Here is a 22,992-nt window from a genome sequence, read left to right on the forward strand (position 1 = left end):
TAGTTCATTTCGTTTAAATATTCGAACATTAGCTTGACAGTATTCAAAAAACTATCTATTAAGTCTTTAATAAAATTAAACAAGCTATAATTGATTGTTTGTTATGATAAAACATTTGCAATTAATGTATCTAAATACATTATCAAAATTTCAAAAACAGGAAAACAAAAATTCTTAAATATAGATCTGGTTTACATGTATATATTACAAAGCCAGTTATTGTTTACACCTGTTTTAATACACTTAGAATGGCAAGAATAAATATAAAAACTTCACAGTATAAAATATATTTAGGATTAGATCATATCCATTAGGGTTGCTATTCTGTATTATCAATAAGTTTTATCGTGTTTTGTTAAGTGCGGCAACCACTTTTATTGTGGTTACCGCTTTATATTATATTAGATTAATTCCATCCGTTGTTTTGATTAAGATTAGGATTTAATAATCTTTCATTATATGGGAATGGGAAAAGTTCATCTCTTCCTGATTGGAATCCTACTGCATCCTGAACAGGCATTTCTGTTACATTATAATTAGTAGTTCCTTCAACATATCCATAAAAATTATACATTGTAAATCCTCTTGTTGCAAGAGCCGAAGAGGCATCTCCCCAACGTACTAAATCATAGAAACGTTCACCTTCATAAGCCATTTCTGCTCGTTTTTCATCTTTCAGTTCAGCTAATGTATAAGATGGTAAATTATCTAATCCTGCTCTGAATCTGATTTCATTAATTGCTGCAAGACCTAAATCTGTTTTTGTTCCCGATTGTACACAAGCTTCTGCATAAAGTAATAATACTTCGGCATATCTCATTCCCGGCCAGTTAATTTTACTATGAATCACATTTACATCATAGAAATCATAAATTTCTTCAGCCCATGGTAACATTTTACTTCTAAAATATCCCTGACAGTCAGACATGGCTGGAACTGAGTTCCAAAATTCACCTTTGGCATCTTCTGTATCGCTGGCTAAACCTAATTCAACAAATCGATTTAAAATATCTTCATAATCCCAGATAGTACCTAAGTAACGAGGTTTTCCTTTTTCACCTCTGGCCACCATAAAGTCATAAAAAGCTTTATTAAAATCAGCCATACCATAACCTTGAGCAGTTAATCCACCAGGAACTGTAACATTCTCCGATCTCCAGGTAAGGTTAACAGCTCTGTTATCACCTTCTCTTTCAAAATTGGCTTGATCTTCATCATCTACGTTAAATTCCCAGATGTACTCATCACAAAAGTCAGATGTAGTATGATATAATTCACGAAAATCATTAACCAACTGATATTTACCTGAATTAATTACCTGCTCCAACGAAGTGATTGCTCCTGAATAATTACCTTGAGTAAGTTGAGCTTTACCTAATAATGCATAAACTGCATGCTTTGTAACTCTTCCTCCAATAGCTTTCTGTTGACCTAAACCAGCTTTTTCTGGTAACAGCTTTAAAGCTTCATCTAAACTGGTTTCAACATAATTCCATAGTTCAGCAGGATTTCCATTAGCAGGCTGTAAATCAGCAGCTCCTAAAACATGATCAACTAATGGTGGTGTTCCATACATTCTGATTAAATTAAAATATGCATAAGCACGCCAAAAATACGCTTCGCCGATTACCTGATTTTTACTGTTTGAATCTGCAGGTAAATTTTCTATAATCATATTGCACAGATAGTTAACTCTAAATAAAGTTGTAAAATAACCATTCATATCATGATTCTGAGATGTGATATTTACATTTGAAAATACGCCACCTGTACGTATACCATTATCTGACATACTGTTTAAAGTACCATTCCAAAACAGGCCTGTAAATACTTGCGAATAAACTTCTGCGATTAGCTGATCTGCTTGTTCATCTGATGCATTTGCATAATAATTGTCCGGAAGCAGAGCACCATGTTGTTCAACATCCAGTAAATCCTCATTACAAGAAATTATTATAATACCGGATATGATTATTGATATAATTAATTTAATTCTTTTCATAATTGATGTCTCCATAATTTAATTCATTAAAATGATAAATTAATTCCAAACACAACTTGTTTCATTGCTGGGTACTGAACTCTGTCAACTCCCATTCCTCCACCTAATGAAAGTGTTGGTCCTCCAGGAATTGTTACGGTGTCACCATTTTGAGTTCCACTCATAGATTCAGGATCGATACCTGGATAATCTGTAAATACAAAGAAGTTTTCTAATGAAGTATAAACTCTTAAAGAAGAAACTCTAAGTTTTTTTGTAAGTGACGATGGTAAAGTGTATCCCAACTGAATTTCTTTAATTTTAAAGTATGATGAATTAAACACCCAATGATCTGATGATGCATAATTTGCTGCACTTGGGAAAGACTGATATACTTGTGATGAAGGTTTTGAAGCCTGTGTATTCGATGCAGTCCAATGATCTTTATAAACAAATTCTGGTAAGTTCATGATTGGAAGGTCAGGTCTTACAACTCCGAAGAATAGTTCACTGCCATGCTGACCAGCACCAAATATTCTTAAATCAATATTTTTAAACTCTGCACTAATTGTAGCTCCGTAAGTAAAATCAGGAATTGCAGATCCTGCATAATCTTTACCATCATCAGAACCCAATTCTTCACCTGTTTTATAAATTGGCTGACCTGTTGTTTCATCAATATGATCCACCTGATATGTTCTTAGGTACCAAATAGGATATCCTTTTTCAAAATAGGTTGCATCTGTTAAGAAACCACCACCTCCGGCAAATCTTCCTTCACCATAAGGACTTTCTAATACTTCATTATGTAATGTTGCCAGGTTTCCGCTTAATTGGTATTTAAGTTTTCCTATTGATCCCTTGTAGCTTAATTCCATTTCTACACCACTGTTTTCAATTTCACCAATATTCTGAACAACAGTACTTGTACCTGAAATAACAGGAGCTGGTCCGGTTGCTAATAAACCATTGGTAACTTTTCTGTAGTAATCTAAACTAAAGCTTAAATGACTATTAAAGAAACGAGCATCGAAACCAAAGTTGGTTTGTTCTGATTCTTCCCATGTTAATTCATTATTTGGTAACTGATTAGAAGGTGCTGCTCCTGTTAATAACTGATTATTAAAATTATAATAACCATTACCAAGTATTAACGAAGAAGTATAAGGATAGTCTCTTAATACATCTACATTACCGTTAATACCCCATGAAGCTCTAAGTTTAAAGTAGGATAATAATTTTTCGATACCTAAGTTTTGGAAGAATTCTTCATTTGAAATAACCCATCCACCGGATACTGCAGGGAAATATCCCCAACGATTTTCTTTTGACAATTTAGAAGCATCAAATGCATCAGCACGGAAGCTGGCCATAAGCATATATTTACTTTGGTAACTCCAACCTAAACGGCCAAAATATGATAAACTGCGGGCATTAATATTATTACCTCCCACATTATCAGTAGCATCAACTGAAGAATAATCTAAATAACGATAGTTTTCTGCATCATTAGCTAAACTTGTTGTTTCAGCACTAATAAAGGTATTGTTATTATTAGAATATTTCATACCTGCCATTGCAGTAAAGTCATGATCGCCTAAGGAGAACATGTAGTTGGCAAAGTTTTCCCATTGCACGTATACATTATGACTTAATTCAGCAGATAAAGCTCCGTTTTTAACAAATTGGTTTGGATTCCAATACCAACCATCAGAGTAATTTGAAATATGTAAGTTTCCGAAACGATAACCAATTCTTGAAGTAAAGATTAATCCTTCAAGAGGTGTTAATTCTGCATACATAGTTCCATTGATATTTGATCTCCAGGTCTCGTTTTTAAAGTTTTCAATCATACCTCGAGGATTCCATAAAGTAGATTGTTGCAATAACGAAGCTCCATAAATTTGTCCATCACTATTTCTAAGAATATTAAATCCATCAGCTTCTGCACCTAATAGATTCAGACCATCAGGAGCTTGTGAATCATTAGTATAATATTCAGGAACAGTTGGATCGTAGAAATAAGCACCTCCGATAACACTACCTGAAGCGGTGGCATCATTTGATGATACACTTACTACTTTTCCTCTTTCTAAAGAGTTTGTAGTTCCAACTTTTAACCAATCATTTACTTTATAACTGGCATTTACCTGTGCTGCTAATCTTTCATTTGTATCTTCATCACCTATAACCATTCCGTTATCAGAGTTATAAGTAATTGATGCATAATAGGAAGCCTGTTCTGTACCACCCTCAAAACCAATCGAATGACTTTGACGCATACCGTTTTCAAAAATTACATCATTCCAATCTGTATCTCCATTTTGAAAAGCTGATTCAGGTTGTCCTGCCTGCATCCAGTATTCTTTAAACTGAGATGCATTCATCATTTTCATTTTGTTGGTTTGAGACTGATTTGAATACATTCCATTATAAAAGAATCTACTTGCAGCAGCTTTACCTGATCTTGTTGTAATTAATACTACACCATTACCAGCTTCAGCACCGTAAATTGCAGCAGAAGCAGCATCTTTTAATACTTCAACTGATTCTACGTTGTTAGGATCAAGATAACCAATGTCATCTACTTTTAATCCATCAACAATGTATAATGGATCAGAAGTACCGTTATTAGAATAACCTCTAACCCTGAATGTAGGACTTGTACCTGGTGCTCCTGATAAACTTAGAATTTGTACACCGGCAACTTTACCTTGCATGGTTTTACCAACATCGCTGGTAGATCTGTTTTTCAGTTCGTCCACATTAACAGATGCAATAGAACCTGTTAAATCACTCTTTTTCTGAACACCATAACCTACAGCTACAACTTCCTCTAATCCAATGGTAGATTCTTTCATAACCACGTCTATTCTGGTTCTATTTTCAACCGGAATATCTTGTTTATCCATACCAATGAAACTAAACTCAAGTACGTCAGTAGGTTTAACGTTATCTAATTTATATTTACCGTCTAAATCTGTAATGATACCATTGGTAGTACCTAAAACTACGATGGTTACACCGGGTAGTGGAGCTCCTGATACATCTTTAACAGTTCCTTCAATAGACTTTGTTTCCTGTTGAATTTCTTGTTCTGCGTCAAATTCAGGTGCTAAAAGAATTTTTCTGTCAATTATTTGATACTTAATTTCAGTATCTGAGAAAAGATCATCTAAAATTTTTTCAATCTTAGCTTCTTTTACATTAATTGAAACCACACGTTTGGTATCCACTAACTTTTCGCTGTATAAAAAATAGAATTCTGATGCTTGTTCTATTTCATCTAATGCCTCTTCTAAACTTTTCTCTTGTACATTCAACGAGAGAATAGTTTTTTGAGAATAGGAATCTGTAGCGTACATTTCAAACGCTGATATGAGAATTAAAAATAGGGTAATTCGCATAATTTTGAATGTTCTTGTTAAACTAAAAGAAAAACATTCAGAAAGAAATCTGGATTTTTTCATAAATTTGTGATTTAGCTTTATAAAAATTTCATAAGGGATTTTTTGAGGAAATCGTTGGCGCGATTTCCTTTTTTTTCTTTTATGGTCCTCCTGTTTGTTTCATTGTAGATTTTTCTAAATAATTTGATTGTTGGGTTTTACTTTTTGTATATGAGTACTTTTTTCTTAGTTATTGTATTGTCATTCAATATTTTTTTGTCTATTATTTTATAATCCAATGGTGAAATTAAACTCAGGAATCGTAACACTTCTTCCAATGAATCATCCTGAAAGGTTCCCCGAATAGAGTGTTTCTTTAACTCATCATCCATAATCTGAACATCAACATTATACCAACGTTCTATCCTTTTGGCCACATCAACCATTGCATCACCCCTGAATACCAGGTTACCTTCTCTCCATGCTCCAAATTTATAGGCTTCGGTTTCACTTATTTTAATTTTTCCATCTTCGAGTAACAGCTTTTCATTTGGTTTAATTTCAAAGCCTTTAGTTGAATTCTCTGTTGGCGTAAATTTTACTTTACCTTCTTCTAAAGCCAGTTCTATAAAGTCTTCTTCCGGATAGGCATATAAATTAAATACTGTTCCTAAAACTTCCACTTTTGATTTTCCTGCTTCAATTTCGAAGGGATGAATGGTATCGTGTGCTACATTAAACCATCCTTCTCCTTTCAAATTAATTTTTCTGTTATCGTTAAATGGTAAAGAATAAGATAAAGAAGATCCGCTGTTTAACCATCCATAGGTACCATCAGGAAGTGTAAAATTTACTCTTGCACCCATTGGTACGGTAATTATATTTTCAGAAACTTGCATTGCAAAATTGCTGTTTGTAACGTTTTTTGTGTTAAACCATAAATAACCCCCTACGAGTATAGGTAGAATTAAAATTGCAGCAACTTTTGCATACCATTGGTATATTTGTTTTACCAGTTGTTTTTTCTTTTCTGTTTCTTGTTGACTGATTAGATAATTTACTTTATAAAAAATATGGTCTGTATTGTATTCATCAGCTTTATGACTTTCAAAGTATTTTTTTAGCTCATCCTGCACATAATGTTTAAAATCTTTATCTTCTGCATGCTCGTAGAAAAGATTATAAACACTTTTTTCTTCTTCAATATTCGCACTACCTCCAAAGAATCGTTTTAGTAATTGTATTTCATCTTGCTTAATCATCTGCTTTTTTTAATTCTTAAGAAATAGAATGAATAACATTTTATTTCGTTTGTTAACATTTATTAAGGTTCTTTTATAAGTAATAGCATTTCCACGAAAAAATCTCACGAAAAAATCTTAAGTTTTTTTTAAAAAAAAGTTTTATTTAATTTCTATTAGTCTGTTTTAGTGCACATTACACTAAATAAAAAAAAGTATAAAAAATAGAAAAAAAGCGGGATTCGAAGATGAGATATGTTTGCGGATAAATTTTAATGCGGCAGAAATATTGTTATCCACTGTACCTGGGGATATATTAAGTTCTTCTGCAATTTCTTTAGTACTTTTTCCTTCTTTTCTACTCTTAATAAAAACCTGTTTTTGTTTATCCGGAAGTAAATCTATTAATTTATCCACTTCTTCAAGAACGAATTTATACTCGATCTGCTTTTCTAATTCATAGTCTGAACGTATAGAAACGGCACTTTCTGCGCTAATATCAAAAAAGATCTTCTTCTTTTTAAATACGTGAACCATCTCGTGATAAGCAATAGTGAACAAATAGGATTTCAGTGAATGTTCTTTTTTGACATTTTTTCGGTTCTCCCACACTTTTAAAAATACATTTTGTACCAGACCTTCAGTTTCAACTTCTGATTTTAAATGCTTAATTGTAAAACCATACAAACGAGAGCTGTATTTCTTAAAGATCGCGTTAAAAGCATCCATCTCTCCTTTCTGGAGACCTTCAGCCATATCGTAGTCCGAATTGTATTCCTTCTTAATCATTAACTATTGAAAAGATGTGTGTTTTGGATTTTGCGTTTATGAAGATAAAAAAAATATTAATCTCATATATAAATTAATATATTTAGATTTAATATAATTTAACATTAAATGATTTAAATGATTATCCAGCAAAGTGATACTATCAGCCACCTTAATTAAAAAAAAGAATTATCGTTTTACAAATAGTGCTGGTTATTGTGTTTTTCCCTGAAGAAAGCCAGATCTTACAGATTACATCAACGATTCTCCTGATCGCTGTTTAACCAATTTCTCAAATTATTATAAATAGAATACAATAGAACATGCAGTTTTCTTACTGTTGACTTTTTTTATAAATGTATTAACTTATCTATAAAAACAAGGTGTTATTATGAAACCAATAGCGTTTTTCACAATATTTTTCCTTTCATTGATGCATTCGACCTGCAATCCTGAACAAAAAGAAATTAGAGGAACATGGACCATTGATGATAAGTCTTCTTCTACCCTTTTTATATTTGATAAAAACGGCTCCTATACAAATCTGGTATATGATAAAGTTTATACCAACAACAAGGAAGACATGGTATTTCAAAATGGATCATTGGGATATTATAAGTACGCAGATACTCATAAATACGATCTTTATCCGTTTGACGTGGATATATCTCCAATACTTGGAAAATCAGTAACAGATGCAACAATCGGTTTGTACTTAAATAATTGTATGAAAAACCATTCAAAACCTGATTTGGATCATATTACGCCTACTTTTATTGCTCAAATTAAAAAGGATGGAGAACAACTTCAAATCATACAGAATAATAAACTAATAATTGAACTGAATAAGAGACATATAAAATTTGGAGACAAAAGATAAATAGGCTTTTATTTTCCTAATTTGCCTATATCTTATTCCTATCGGTTAATCTCTTTTCTCCAATCTACCATTCTTCCTTTTTTCTTTTATCTAAAGTTTATATAGACAGGCATTTAAAAAATATTGTAACTTTATCATTACTTTTTACTCTTATTGATAACTGAATATGAAGTACAAATAGTTTTAAAATATTCTATTATGTGCTTATAAGGTTTAAAAATGACTAATATTCCTCGAAATCCAGATTTGGTAGGAAAATATTGCAATATAGACTTTTATAGGCACGGCTTCGCAAGTTTATCGCAAAATTAGGCCATTTTATCGCAAATTTATCGCAACTGCATCGCAAAGGAGACTAGACAGCTACGCAACTGCTTCGCAAATGGTCGCAACCGCAACGCAACCTGTACACAATTTCTACACCATAGATTTGCGATCCTGGCACGATAAAGTGATGATTAGCTTGCAGAAAACAGAATGTTTGTATAGTAATTGGCTCAGTGCTGACTAATTAATGAATAGTACAAATTTTAATTATTTGGTTGATGCTATCTGGTTCCTATTACAACTTCACTTTCAACCTATATAGATCATACATATAAGACATATATTCAAGGCTTTAAAATAAAATTCAGAGACTATAATCCAGAAGTCATAGTGTGATATTATAACGCTAATTAACCCCCTGTCATTGGATACACTTGGTTAATGCATTAAATTATTGATTCAAAAAACCAGACTACAGTATTGTTTCTGCATTAATTTTCAAGTATATCTTTAATCTTCTTTTGAATAAATATCCTTCGGGTGAATACTGTAGGCCGTATAAATACTAATTCATTATTGACTTTTGATGTTTTATTATAATATGGCAACATTAGTTGATAAAAAGGTTGAGAGCCTAATTCAAGCAGTTTTTCTTTGGCTATTTTTAAAGTTAGAGAAGTGGAGTAGTTATTTATTTTACTGGGTTTGAATGAATCTTCTACCTGTTCGGAAGATTCAATAAATGTATTAATACCTTTCATTTTAAGATCTACAATGTTGCCATTCTTTGCTAAAAATGAAATAGATTTAGCTTTATTAAAACATATATCATCACGAAACTCTGAATCTGGTGCATAAAGTTTAAATTTTATATAATAAGCGGTATCAGTTGGATTTATATCTTTTATAAAGGAGATACCTAAGTATAAAAAATTGCTAAAATCACTTGAGCGACCATAAACATGTTTTGCTCTGGTTGAAACTTTATTTTTATTTACTGTATCTGAAAAACAATCTGTTGAATGAACCAGAATACAACAACACACAACTATAATAAATTTATTCATCATTAAATGGAATGATTTTTATTTTGGGTTATACTGATATAGGTAATAAAACATGGCCAGTTTTAAAAGGCAAATTTATCATCAAACCAAAACGTTAATTAAAAATGCGCAAATATAATATTATTATGCAATCACGCTTATTGTATAGATTAGTTTTAATAGCTGTTTATGCATTTTTAGTTGTTGTTTTTCAGAAGAAGTTATACAATAGCTTAGCATTCTGTCTGGCTTGGTTTTAGATACAAACGTCAAGTCTCATAAATTCTAAATACTTTTAATTGTTCACTCCTCAAAGGTTAGCAGTATCAATTCCTATCGAGATAATAATCTGAACCTTTAAATTTGAAATGCAATAAATCATCCATATTGACATAAAAAAAAACGATCCGGTCATAAGAACCGGATCGTTTACTATTATTTTAATGTTTGTTTCTATAACACAACTATACTGCTATTTTAGCTCTTCTTTCATATCTGCTGCTCCAACATGCATCGAATTTAAAGCAAGTATTTCATCTGCAAGTGATAGTGCCGCAGTTGCATTTCCAAGTCCTTCTTCAGCTAAAGCAATCAAAAACTTAGCATCTATCGTATTACGTTTCTGAATATCATCTTCAAAAACTAATAATAAAGGTAATGATGTTGCAAAATAATCTATTCTTACACTTTCTTGTAATTTAGCTTCTGCAAATGCTTTAATGTTTTGTAATAACTCATTTGCTTCACTTTCTTTACCTAGTTCTTTTAATGATAAGGCCTTGTAATATGATAATTCTGAATAAGCACTTACAGCCATATCGATAAAGTCACCTTCTTCGTTGGTACTGGCTTCAAAATAAGCTTTTGCTTCATCTGTTTTACCTAGTGCTTTAAGTGCCATGCCTTTCCAGTAATTAATATGTGCTACTGCTTGCAATGGATGGTATTTTTCACCTAAATTATCAGGCGTATCCATAGATTTAGTAAAATACTCCAGGGCATTTGCAGCATCACCATTTTGAAGGGCAGCTTGTCCTAATTTTAAGCAAGCATAGGTATATTGTCTTAACACCTGTCCTTCTCCACCTTCCCATGGATGGAAGTTTCTATTCTCCAACAAGTCTAAAGCACTCGTATAATCTCCGGCAAAGTTGTACAATGCTGCCAATTCAACTGAAAAATCATCACGCGTTGTAATCTGATCCTTAATAGCTAACAAATCCTCTAAACGAGTTTTAGGATCGTCGTTAAGCTTCTTACGTAATTGATCAAACTCATAACGAATACGCATATCATTAGGTGCCAATTCTATTGCTTTAAGGAATGAAGCTCTCGCTTTATCTCCATCCTCATAGGTATTCCAGTAAGCAATTCCCAGGTTACGATATAAAGTACCATAGTCACTATTAGCATCAGCTGCTTTTTGCCATGCCTCAATAGCATCTTCATGACGCTTTAAATTGAAGTAATAGTTACCTAAACCATAGGCAGCAATACCATTTTCTGCGTCCACCTGTAAAGCCCATTCCATTACAATCTGTTCAAAAGTACGTGATGGGAATGCATAATCGTATGATGCAGACTTTGTTTTTTCAAGAATTTCTTTTGCTACAGTAGCATCGCCTTTAAGGTGATACAACCAAGCTAAAGTAAACTCTGTCATGATTGATTTTGCCATTGGATTTGGCACTGCACAAGCAGGAATTTCATTTTTATGATGTAATTCTATCACATCAATGGCTTCCTGATAAAAACCAGCTTCAGCATAATCAAATGCAATATCGATTACAGTCTGTGCATCATTTCTTGATGACTGAAGAAAATCTTCGTAATTGCCAGTTAAGTTTGCTAACTCAAATTTAGCCCACTGATCGAGAGAATCTGTTTTAAACAGTTCTGTAAATACACTTTGTGCAGCTTCTTTATTACCCAGATGCTTCAGCGCAAGAGCTTTTAGAATATATGCCTTGTTATTCTGACGATTTGTATCTAATGATGCTTCAATATGCTCAAGAGCGGTCTCGTAATCTGCTTTAATACAGTCTAACGCAGCTAATTGATAATAAGCAGCACCTCGCCACTCGTAGTTCCATGTAGATTTATAGAACATTTTATAGGCTTCATCTTTTCTTCCCTGTAATGAACATGCTAAACCACAGAAATACAATGCCTCTCCTGATGCAGGATTTGGATGATAAGTGGTTTGAATATCAATCGCGGTTTTAAAGTTAGCCTCTGCTTCAGCAAACTTACCATTTTTAAGTTCTACACGTCCAAGAGCAATATATGATTTGTAGCTCTTAGGATCTTTTTTAATGGCCTCTTTCCAGTATGGCTCAGGATAACGAGTTGGATGACGGTATAACTCAAGGTGTTCTCCTATTAATTCAAGTTCGTTAGCACTTTCAATTTCCTCTGGCTGTTTAGGCTCAAAAGCTACCTTACGATTACGCTCTTTAGGCACCTCACGATGATGGTACGCAATAAGCTCTTTACCTTGCTCATTTAATACAATTAAAGAAACGGAATGCTCCTGTCCTGCCTCAATCTGAATGGTTTGATCCTGCCATGGCTCATCCGGAGTAACTGTTTTATTCTCGAATACAGTCTTTTCGTTTCCGATTAGGAGAATAAACTTCAAATTTTCAAATTTACGACTAGAAGCCACACCTAAATCCAATTTATTTCCTTGCTGAATTTCTAAACGGATGGCTAAATCCTTATTTGCATTTTGAACAGGTCCAAGCTTTTTAAAACTCCACCAGAACTGAGAGAACGTTTTAGTTTCGTAAGGAAGTAAGTATGTAAAATCTGGTTGGTTATCAGTATAAACACCAGCCATTAACTCAAAGTATGGTCCTCCTTCATCAGTTAACTCACGATCCCATGCGCGTCCAAAGTCTTCGCTACCCCATGTCCATTGTTTTTTACCCGGAGCAATATGACGGTTAGCCACATGAATAAAACCTCCTTGCTCTTTGAAATCATATCCACCAAAGAAATCATATTTTGTATCACAAACCATGTAACTGGTTGGAACAGGTATATTATTGTAGTTACGTAAATCGTTTTTGCCCGGACGCTCATGATATGGAATACCATAATAATCATTTTCGGCATATGGGAAACTACTCTGCGCACGTACCGCATGGTCTGCCACATAATGCACATCAGGTGGAAAGAAACTTTGGTAATCTTTATGTACTTCAACAGCCACGTTTGCCCACCATAAAAATGTTTGTGTTAATGGGGTACGGTTAAACAAACGACCACGTAACTCGATTAAAGCACTATCAGGACGAATACGGATTCCATGCATCCCTTTTAAACGATACATAGGATCATATTCCGACATCCAGATGGTTTTTGCTCCATCAGCTTCCTCCTCGATATATACATCAGTTGGCAAATAAGTTCCCGGACGGTGGTGTTGCGGCCAGTTAAACTCAACTCCTCCACTAATCCATGGACCAGCTAAACCTACCAATGCTGGCTTAATTACCTTTTGCTGGTAAAAGAAATTATAATCATTATTAGCCTTATCCTGAGCCTCGAAAATTCTACCGCCAATTTCAGGTAACATGACTAATTTTACAAAGTCATTTTCAAGCACAGCTGCCTGATATTCCTTATCTACCTTATGATCATAAACTTTATCAATAAAAGGAACAGGATATACTTTACCCGATGACCCCTGATAAACTCTCTTTTCAAAAAACACCGGATTAATTTCTGATTTACCCAGTTCATAGGTTGGAAGTACCAACTTTTCGAGCCTTGCCTTAGCTTCCATATTATAAAAATTTAATACTTTTTTGATGTAACTTTCCCATATTAGCATCTTAAATGAAGACGCCTATATTTTATTTATTGTCCAATAATTCAATCACTTTACCTGCTATCCGCAGTAGTATAAATGCTACAATCGATTCTACACATGTTACCATGTGTAGAATGATTCTGTCATCATTATTCCTTAATTATTTCTTTTTCTATTTCTTCTAAAGATTTCCCTTTAGTTTCTGGTAATTTTTTGTAGATAAATACAAAACCGCCCAAACAAATCAATCCATATAACCAGAAAGTTCCAGCTGCACCCAATGCACTATTTAGCAATGGAAATGAATAAGTCAGAAGGAAACTGGCGGTCCATAAAGCAATTGTTGAAATAGCCATAGCAGCTCCCCTGATTCTGTTAGGGAATATTTCTGAAATAACCACCCATACAATAGGTGCCAGCGACATGGCATAAGTAGCAATTGCCAATAATATTAAGATCAACAATGCAATTCCTGTAATTTGAAAGAAGTATGTAAGTCCCACTAAAATATAGATTAGTGCCAATCCTGCAGAACCAATAATCATTAAAGCCCTTCTACCTAACTTATCTACGGTGTAAATAGCTACGAAAGTAAATACTACATTAATGATTCCAGTGATTACAATATTGAATAGAATATCTGATACACCATATCCTGCAGCTTTAAAAATCTCCTCTGCATAATTAAATATTACGTTAATACCACACCATTGTTGGAAAGTGGCTAATACAATTCCAATTAAAAGTACCTTTTTAATACCTGGTTCGAATAATTCTTTGAAATTTACCTTACCGGTTTCACTGGCTAAGGATTGATGTATATTATTGTACTCTTGTACAGCATACTCTGTTCCACCAATCTTTTTAAGAATGGACTCTACTTTTGATTCATTTCCTGATTTAGCCAACCATCTTGGACTTTCTGGCACAAGAAACATTAATACAAAGAATATTCCTGCAGGAATGGTTTCAGCCCAGAACATATAACGCCACCCCATTTGTCCGTTCCACGAATTTAAAATATCAACTTCTGTAAAATGAGCGGGAATTGGCTCAGCAATTTGCCAGTTTGCTAATTGTGCAGCCAAAATACCTAATACAATAGTTAACTGGTTTAAAGAAACAAAACGACCACGCATAGAAGCCGGTGCAATTTCAGCAATATACATTGGAGATAAAGTAGAAGCCAAACCAATACCTACACCACCAATTAAACGATATATGATAAAAGCAGTAAAATCATTAACTATTCCTGTACCAATTGCAGATAAGGTAAACATGAATGCAGCAAAAATTAGTAATTTCTTTCGCCCGCATTTATCACTAAGCATACCTGAAATAGCTGCTCCCAACAAACAACCTATTAAGGCACTACTCATAGCCCACCCTTGCATTGCAGGTTGATTAGCTATATTAAAAAACTGCTCATAAAATGGCTTTGCACCACCAATTACTACCCAATCATATCCAAATAATAATCCCCCTAACGCGGAGACCAAAGAAATCGATAGAATATAACGTGTGTTAAATATTACTTTTTGCATTTTAAAATATTCTTTAATTATATGTAACAAATATCTTTATTTCCCTTAAATCTCAAAATGGATGTATATTTGGTTTTAATGGACTATCTTATTATTTTAGCACAAAAAGCAAATTATGATTAAATCTGATGGATTTCAGGATGAACGGACTGTAATTATTCCGGAATTAATAATTGACGAAATACAGGAAGATCCAATAAGTAGGAGCTTGTATATTACAGATATAGGTTTTTATCCAAAAGCTAAAGATCATCTGAGAAAAAGACCAGAAGGATGTAAACAACATATATTAATGTATTGTACAGATGGTGAAGGATGGATTTTAATAGGAAATACCAGGATTATAGTTAAGGCAAATCAATACTTTATTATTCCTCCTAATATTCCACATTCTTACGGAAGCTCGAGAAAAGACCCATGGAGTATTTATTGGATCCATTTTAGTGGTGAAAATGCATCTCATTATCTGGAAACAACAACTGAGGCACAAAGTATTACTCCTTCTGATATATCACGAATAGATGAACGTTTGGAGCTCTTTGAAGAGATCATACAAAATTTGGAGATGGGTTATAGCAAAGAGAATATTAGTTATGCCAATATATGTTTATCGCATTTTTTGGCTTCATTCAGGTATTTAAGTCAGTTTCGTCAGGTAAGAAAACCTCATGAAAAGGACTTAATTGAGCGCTCGATTCATTATATGAGAAAACACATTGAAGAAAAGCTTACGCTGGAGGACTTAGCTGAACAATCCAAACTATCTATTGCTCATTATTCGATGTTGTTTAAGCAAAAAACAGGACGTTCTCCTTTAAATTATTTAATCCAGCTAAAAATTCAAAGTGCCTGCAGATTATTAGACCATACACACCTAAACATTAAAGAAATAGCTATTCGCATTGGTTATGATGATCCATATTATTTCTCCAGAATCTTTAAAAAAGTAATGAATCTGTCTCCTAAAGATTATAGAAATAATTTGAAAGGGTAATGTCAAAGGGCATAGAGCTTGGAGTTACGAGCCAAATTATCCCAAATAAATAGTATATCTATAATCACCTCCCCTCTCACACTTCGAGTTCTAACCAGGTGTGATCATAAATATACATTACTTCACGTAAAGACATGAGCTGTACTATTGGGTGAATTTATGCGACTGTCCTTTAATATTTTCTAATCATTTAATTGTAAAAACGGACAGAAGTCTAAAATAAAATGACATAGCGCGATGCTATGCCGAACTTATAGACTTCACTTTCCTCTTAAATTGTTCCAAACAGAAAAAATTTAAAGATATACTCTTAAACTGATGCCAGAGGCATCACATGTTTATAGCAACATCCAGTATGCTATAAATTGACTCCTGCGGAGTCACATACATGATCCTTTTATTAAATGAACAACTCCTCAAATGTCATTATAAATCAAATCCACTCTATATACATTCCTTACTTTAAATTGCTACATCTCACCTATATCCTAAAAAAGAAAAAAGGATAAAAGAGCGCTTAGTAGCTATATCTTTTATCCTTTTGTAATCTAAGTGTATATATCAACCTTTAATCATACAATCCTTTTTTTGCTGCTTCTTTTGAATTTGGATTGCGTTGGAATAAATCTTTTAATGATTTGAATGTTACAGTATGCTTTGGAGCAAAAGCCTCTGAATTCATATAATCAACAGTACTATTCAATAGAGCTTTAGCCGTAATGCGATGATCTAAATCTGTATTTAAATCAATACCACTAAATACTAATTTACCTTTACCTACATTAACTTCAAATAAGTTTGATAAATCGCGGTTTTTAAAGAAGTTATCTACAACTGTAACAACAGGTTCAACAACAATCTTATCTACCTCTAACGATTTTGATTTTTTACATAAATCCCACCATTGCCAGTTGGTATAATACTCTGTTGGGAATTCATTAAATAAAGGATGTTGATCCTGAATTAAAAGTCCCATACTTCCTGGTTGATTTGGGAAATGAACCGGACTCCAGAATACTGGAACAAACTTGCCTTCAATACCGTTTAATTCATCTAACTCAGGAGTAAATAAAACTTTTTTTCCTTCGTTAAGAGATTTTTCTGCTACAGCCCATTTTGTTGTAACCACTACATCCTTTCTGTCTACTTTTTGACTTTGTGGATACACCCATACAGACCATGAATTTTTATAATCTGTTCCTTGTAAGCTTAAAGTAATATCCAACTTTTGTGGTTCCTGAATATTTTTTAATTCAAACTCAAAAGCACCTACTTCAGCATAGCTTCCTTGTTTAATACCTTTTGATTCAAGGCTACCTGATTTTAAAACAGATCCGTTTTGAGCAATACTCCAATCAAAAGCCGGAGCCTCTAGATCTTTCCAGTAATTGGCTACTTCTGCCTTAGCTTTAAACACTTCATTGTTTGTATAAACGGCCTTTTCAAACTTAATTAATGGAACCAAATCGTTACAAAACGTTTTAAACTCCTCTCCGGTTACAATTCCTTTTGAATCCCAAAATGCATCAAGCATACCTACTAAAGCAGTTCCTTGTCCAGGGAAATCATGTAAATCCAACAATTGGAAACCACTGATTCCGGGTGTTTTTAAAGCACGCTCAACTTCTTCTTTATAAAGAATTTTAGCCAATTGACCAGAAGCTTTTAAATAATCTTCAGCTTTATCTAATCTTCCTTTCTTCTCTAAATCGATTTTAATGGCCTCAAAGTTCTTTGGAGATAAAACTCCAGTATACTTTTCAATTTCCTTAAGGTTAGGATATACCGAATACTGACCAATTTCGTGTGTGATTAAAGGAATGTCCAAAAATTCGATACTTGAACGGTAATCCTTATCAAAACTTGGTGCATAATCATCAAATACGCCTTGTCCTCTTACCCAACCATCTTTAGTCCATTGAGTAATCCAATATTCATCAACGGCGTCAGGCTCTTCTGAATGTGGCTTCTGAAAAGTAAAGGCAGTGGTTGTATATAAATGACGAGGATCTTCTTTTTGTAATTTCTTTACAAAGTCAGTTAATAATTTATAATCACCTTCTAACTCGTTACCCATAGCCATCATGCAAAATGAAGGGTGATTGCCATAATTGCGAATCATACGTTCTCCTTCGCGTTCCATCCATTTTACCATTTCAGGTTCCTGACCATATTTAAGCGACCAGTTTGGCATTTCTACCTGAAGGTAAAAACCTAAGCTATCGGCAACTTCAAAAGCATCTTCTGGTGGACACCATGAGTGAAAACGAATATGATTTAAACCGTAAGATTTTGCTGATTGAAATACTTTTAACCATCCCTCTTTATTCAATGGAGGATGACCTGTTAACGGGAAGATACAACATTCTAATGTACCTCTTAAAAACAGTCGTTTACCATTTAAAAGCATATTATTTTCAACAGACTCAATTTTTCGCAAGCCAAAATCAGCCTGTGCCAATATATCTCCCTTTGCAGTTTTAACCTGAGCAGTATAAATTACAGGATGATGTTCATCCCAAGGGGTAAAATCACCAGTTAATTCAACTTTGATATTTTCTTCAGCTTTTGTTTCAATAGATGATACTTGTTTGCCTTCCTTATCAATAACCTGAATAGTGATGTCATTTTCTGACTGACCTTTTGCTTTGGCAACAATTTCAACTCCACCTTTTTGTACATCAGGATAAACCTGTAAATCTTCAATAGAATAAGCTGGTAAAGCTTTTAAATTGAAATTACCCAAGATACCATTCCACATAATCTGAGTTGTTTCAGTATAGGAATGCGTCAGGGTTCTTTCTCTACTATTATCAAATAAATCGTATTGCTGACGGTTATCAATGCAAATCGTCATAAGGTGTTTTCCCGGAGTAATTTTACCCAGAGAAATCTGATGTGCACTAACTAAACTATTATCTGTTCCCTTATATTCTCCATCAATCCACACCTCAGATTTCCAGATTACTCTTTCCATTTCCAGAACAATTTCTTTATCAGCCATATTGTTCGGAATTTCAATCTCTTTTTGATACCAGGCAGCTCCTATATATGTATTCTTTCTGCTTAACTGATACAAAACTTCTTTATTCAATTCAGGTTCAACAATAACTTCTTCGCCTATACCAGCTTCATCTAATGTTGAAGGCAAAGTTATTGCTAATGCATTGGTCTGAATTTCGTTAAACCACTGCTCTGATTTTCCTTGATCGTTATTATCCAGTGTAACCACCCATTCACCTTGTAAGGGAATGGTATTATTATGGTTCTCTGGATTACATGCATACAGTAATACCAAACACCATAAAAAACTCCATCGTCTTAAGATATCAAAAAAATTATTCATTTATATATATTTAAAATTTCATGGCCTCTAGAAATACCAAATCATTTAGTTCAACTACCTGTTTGTTAATTTTTTGATTTGGAAATTTATTATAGTTCCTGATTCAATCCTTTTAAATTTTGTCAAATATTATCATATTATCCATATTTTGAAATGGACATACACAAGAAAATAATGGATTATTTACTCATCTATGCATAAAAGATTCACTATGTAATATCTTTCTATTTCAATATTATTTGTGTTTTGTCTATAAACTAACTTCATTTACACATTAGATTTAACCTTAAGAAAATCATATTAATATAATTCAGAAATAGTACTATTTATTTATGTTATTCTGATTTATATCCACCAAATAGAGAATTAAATAGCTAATAGGACTCAAATTGAAACTTCTTTAAAATACTATAATTTTTAAAGGAGTTATTTTTCTGTTAAGCACCGATCATAAACAATTATATGATTTATTTGTAGTATTGTTTTATAATTAAACAAAATCAGTTGCCGTTTTCATCTGATTATATCAACTGATCAATATATTGATATTTAAACTATAGAATATATAATATTATGGCATTTTTTTCATTTGGTAAAGTTGTAGAGGGTTACGAATACAAAGTTTTAAACGAGCGTGAGGTTCGTGGTATCTCAGGAATATTGTTTTTATTAGGTATTATTGCCTTTATACAGGCCTTCATTTTAAGGAACTTTGCTGTACTTCCGTATATATCAGGCATCATGGTATATCATTTTGTTATCTCTGTTTCAGTAAATCCTAATTTATCGCCTGTTACTTTACTCTCAAAACTATTTGTACGTAAACAAACTCCTCTATATATCGGTGCTGTTCAAAAGCGTTTTGCCTGGTCGCTGGGAAGTGTTCTGTCACTTACTATTTTTGTTTTTTCTGTACTGTTATATGTTACTGGCGATGGTTCTTATTTTCAACCGGTATGTATGCTTTGCCTGGTTTGTTTACTTTTAATGTTTTTAGAAACAGCTTTTGCTATTTGTGTAGGTTGCAAGCTATATTTTTTAGCTGTTCGCATTAAACTTATTAAATCTCCTGAAGTAATGCCAAACTGTATGGGCGATTCTTGCAGCATTTAATCCTAACTCTGTAAACTATTAAAGATTTCAATGACTAAAGCTATTCAAGATTTATATCCGGATGATGTAGCACACTGCTATGGTTGTGGGAAAAACAATCCACTGGGATTACATTTAAAAACTTATCTGGAAGGAGAAGAGACCATAGCACATTTCACACCGGATTCGCAATATACAGCTATTCCTGGAGCTGTTTACGGAGGTTTAATAGCTTCCCTACTCGACTGCCATGGAACAGGATCGGCTGCTGCATTTATTTGTATGGAAGAAAACATTCCTCTGGAAGCTCCTCTTCAGGTTCGTTGCATGACAGCCTCTTTAAAAATTGATTATCGACAGATGACACCACTAGGAGTAGAATTGGAAATTAAAGGAAAACTTAAAAGTATTTCGGGCAGAAAAGTTATTGTTGAGATGACTTTAAGTGCAAACGGAAAGGTTTGCGTTACCGGCGAAATTCTTGCCATCAGAATGAAGAAATAACAATCTATAATTTAACCGGTTACTAAGTATTACAATGGATTTATTGTTAATATAACGAACCAATATTTACAGTTATAATACCTGTTTGTGCAAGTATTTTGAATGATTTATCCACCCCCTAAGGACCATTTTCAACTATATTTGAAACTTTCAATGCATGGTTTTCAATTGAAAATAATAAGGACAAATTAAAATCAATAAATATGAACACAAATCCTCGAAGAATTATTTCGCTATCATTTTTGATGGTAGCAACATTAATGGCGAGTGCTGTAACACCTAAGAAAAAGAATACTTCCGCTCAAAAAAACGATTCTATTACATCTGAAAATGTTATATACCAATGGGAAGCAAAAGGAAACCCGATTGTAACTCACAAATATACCTGTGACCCTGCTGCATTAGTATATAACGATACCTTATTTATTTTTACAGGAGAAGATGCTAAAGGTGGTCAAAAATGGTATAACATTGAAAAATGGTGTTGTTTTGCCACTACTGACATGAAACACTTTTGGGAATATAAAATGCCTTTAAGAGCTACAGATTTTGCATGGGGAGAAACCAATGCAGCATGGGCTAGTCAGGTTATTGAAAGAAACGGTAAGTTTTACTGGTACAACAGTTCTCAAACAACAGGTATTGGTGTTGCTGTAGCCGACAGACCTGAAGGTCCTTATAAAGATGCATTGGGACATGCATTGGTTAAAAATGAAGATAGTTTTGGTAAAAAACATAGCTGGCGTACAATTGACCCTACTGTTTTTATTGATGATAATGACCAGGCCTGGTTATTATGGGGAAATGGTGCTTGCTGGTATGTAAAACTTAACGAAGATATGGTTTCTTATGACGAAGATTATGGCGTAAAAGAAATCAAAATCAATGGCGAAATGGAATTCCCATTTACAGAAGCACCTTGGTTACATGAAAAAGATGGACGCTATTACTTATCTTTTGCAGTTGGTTTTCCTGAAAGAATTGCTTATGCTGTGAGCGATAAGGTTGAAGGACCATATGAATACAAAGGTGTAATTAACGAAATTGCAGGTAATAGTAATACCAATCACCAATCTATCATTGAATATAAAGGAAACTGGTATTTCATCTATCATAACGGTGGTATACAAACTGATGGAGGAAGTTTCAGCCGTAGTTTATGTATCGACAAATTAGAGTTTGACAAAAAAGGCAATTATAAGCCTATTCAAATGACTACCAAAAGTGTTGATCCAATAAAATAGGTACAACAAACATGATAATAAAAAGAGCTGCAATCGGATGGTTGCAGCTCTTTTTGTTTTTATATATTGAGTATTAACCTGATAATTCTATGTTCAAATTTAGTTTTAAGACCAAGGTATTAATTGTCATAGGAACATCGAAAACTAGTCATAATTTCTTCAATTGTCTTTTATAATATTTCCAAATAGTTTCACCTGTCATATATATTGAAAATCCTATAAAAGCAGATATGGTACCTTCATTAAATACGGTTTTCTCAGGATAGGTAAATCGACTAAGAATTACAAATATTACAGCTCCCAATAATAGCTTTACCAAAAACATAAGCATGATTCTTTTCATTCTCTTCATAATTAATTTATAATGTGATTTAAAGGTTATAAACAAAAAAAATGATGATTAATGACCCTAAGAATAATATACGTTATATAATTATTTGCTCCATTTTATATCTGAATTATATGCAAAACACAATATAACCAAGAGCACGCAGAGGTAAATCCTTCTGTATTTTATACATCATTAAGACAACAGGGCTAACGCCCCTTGATTTACAATTCTAAAACTTTTTTCTACTAAGATATCAGGCCTAACGGCCCTTTAAAATGTATAGAAAGATTATTTAACAACCCATTAATTTTTCTAAACACATAAACAATAGAATTTTACTCTACTTTCTGAATAATATTATTTTAACTAATTTCATGTCTATTTCAGTAGATTGAGGGGCGTAGCCCTGATTTCTTAGTAGAAGTTGATTTTATAAATAAATTTAGGGGCGTTAGCCCTGTTATCTTAAGTTATTATCATGGCCAATACCTATACCCAACTCTTCGTTCAATATGTTTTTGCCGTTCAAGGTAGAGAAAACCTGA

14 protein-coding genes are annotated in these 22,992 nt (G+C 33.2%); 5 read left to right on the plus strand and 9 right to left on the minus strand.

Annotated features, from left to right (window positions below; genetic code table 11):
• Positions 1 to 406 precede the first annotated feature (406 nt).
• From OM075_RS12650 to OM075_RS12665, 4 genes are all read right to left on the minus strand, one after another.
• Entirely contained in the window at positions 407 to 2,017 is a 1,611-nt protein-coding gene (locus tag OM075_RS12650) for a RagB/SusD family nutrient uptake outer membrane protein (protein WP_301190887.1), read from the minus strand.
• An 11-nt stretch (positions 2,018 to 2,028) separates the two neighbouring features.
• Positions 2,029 to 5,451 carry a TonB-dependent receptor gene (locus tag OM075_RS12655; RefSeq protein WP_301190888.1) on the minus strand — a complete coding sequence of 1,141 codons (3,423 nt, stop codon included), beginning with the start codon at positions 5,449 to 5,451 and terminating at the stop codon, positions 2,029 to 2,031.
• 137 nt (positions 5,452 to 5,588) lie between these two features.
• Entirely contained in the window at positions 5,589 to 6,632 is a 1,044-nt protein-coding gene (locus tag OM075_RS12660; protein WP_301190889.1) for a FecR family protein, read from the minus strand.
• A 180-nt stretch (positions 6,633 to 6,812) separates the two neighbouring features.
• Complete coding sequence (locus OM075_RS12665; protein ID WP_301190890.1) at positions 6,813 to 7,400, minus strand: RNA polymerase sigma factor; 588 nt, start codon at positions 7,398 to 7,400, stop codon at positions 6,813 to 6,815.
• 370 nt (positions 7,401 to 7,770) lie between these two features.
• On the opposite strand from OM075_RS12665, the gene OM075_RS12670 reads away from it, so the two are divergent.
• Positions 7,771 to 8,259 (plus strand): hypothetical protein, encoded by a 489-nt coding sequence (locus OM075_RS12670; protein ID WP_301190891.1) that lies wholly within the window; start codon positions 7,771 to 7,773, stop codon positions 8,257 to 8,259.
• A gap of 758 nt (positions 8,260 to 9,017) precedes the next feature.
• On the opposite strand, the gene OM075_RS12675 is transcribed toward OM075_RS12670, so the two are convergent.
• From OM075_RS12675 to OM075_RS12685, 3 genes are all read right to left on the minus strand, one after another.
• Complete coding sequence (locus tag OM075_RS12675) at positions 9,018 to 9,596, minus strand: hypothetical protein (RefSeq protein WP_301190892.1); 579 nt, start codon at positions 9,594 to 9,596, stop codon at positions 9,018 to 9,020.
• Positions 9,597 to 10,044: 448 nt separating this feature from the next.
• Positions 10,045 to 13,365: a DUF5107 domain-containing protein gene (locus tag OM075_RS12680; protein ID WP_301190893.1), complete on the minus strand. Its 3,321-nt coding sequence runs from the start codon at positions 13,363 to 13,365 to the stop codon at positions 10,045 to 10,047.
• A gap of 176 nt (positions 13,366 to 13,541) precedes the next feature.
• On the minus strand, positions 13,542 to 14,936 hold the full coding sequence (locus OM075_RS12685) for a sugar porter family MFS transporter (RefSeq protein ID WP_301190894.1): 1,395 nt from the start codon (positions 14,934 to 14,936) through the stop codon (positions 13,542 to 13,544).
• 115 nt (positions 14,937 to 15,051) lie between these two features.
• Here OM075_RS12685 and OM075_RS12690 point away from each other — a divergent pair, with 115 nt between their 5' ends.
• Positions 15,052 to 15,930 (plus strand): AraC family transcriptional regulator, encoded by an 879-nt coding sequence (locus OM075_RS12690; protein WP_301190895.1) that lies wholly within the window; start codon positions 15,052 to 15,054, stop codon positions 15,928 to 15,930.
• A 568-nt stretch (positions 15,931 to 16,498) separates the two neighbouring features.
• On the opposite strand, the gene OM075_RS12695 is transcribed toward OM075_RS12690, so the two are convergent.
• A complete protein-coding gene (locus tag OM075_RS12695) occupies positions 16,499 to 19,276 on the minus strand; it encodes a DUF8487 domain-containing protein (protein ID WP_301190896.1) in 2,778 nt (925 codons plus the stop codon).
• 573 nt (positions 19,277 to 19,849) lie between these two features.
• Here OM075_RS12695 and OM075_RS12700 point away from each other — a divergent pair.
• The 3 genes from OM075_RS12700 to OM075_RS12710 all read left to right on the plus strand — a co-directional run bounded on the left by OM075_RS12700 (position 19,850) and on the right by OM075_RS12710 (position 22,116).
• On the plus strand, positions 19,850 to 20,389 hold the full coding sequence (locus tag OM075_RS12700; protein ID WP_301190897.1) for a DUF4395 domain-containing protein: 540 nt from the start codon (positions 19,850 to 19,852) through the stop codon (positions 20,387 to 20,389).
• A 30-nt stretch (positions 20,390 to 20,419) separates the two neighbouring features.
• Complete coding sequence (locus OM075_RS12705) at positions 20,420 to 20,872, plus strand: PaaI family thioesterase (RefSeq protein WP_301190898.1); 453 nt, start codon at positions 20,420 to 20,422, stop codon at positions 20,870 to 20,872.
• A gap of 203 nt (positions 20,873 to 21,075) precedes the next feature.
• Positions 21,076 to 22,116 carry a glycoside hydrolase family 43 protein gene (locus tag OM075_RS12710; RefSeq protein ID WP_301190899.1) on the plus strand — a complete coding sequence of 347 codons (1,041 nt, stop codon included), beginning with the start codon at positions 21,076 to 21,078 and terminating at the stop codon, positions 22,114 to 22,116.
• Between the two features lie 148 nt (positions 22,117 to 22,264).
• Here OM075_RS12710 and OM075_RS12715 read toward each other — a convergent pair whose 3' ends face one another.
• Positions 22,265 to 22,468 carry a hypothetical protein gene (locus OM075_RS12715; protein WP_301190900.1) on the minus strand — a complete coding sequence of 68 codons (204 nt, stop codon included), beginning with the start codon at positions 22,466 to 22,468 and terminating at the stop codon, positions 22,265 to 22,267.
• Between the last annotated feature and the right edge of the window lie 524 nt (positions 22,469 to 22,992).

This window comes from Plebeiibacterium sediminum (assembly GCF_026013605.1).
Taxonomy (GTDB): domain Bacteria; phylum Bacteroidota; class Bacteroidia; order Bacteroidales; family Marinilabiliaceae; genus Saccharicrinis; species Saccharicrinis sediminus.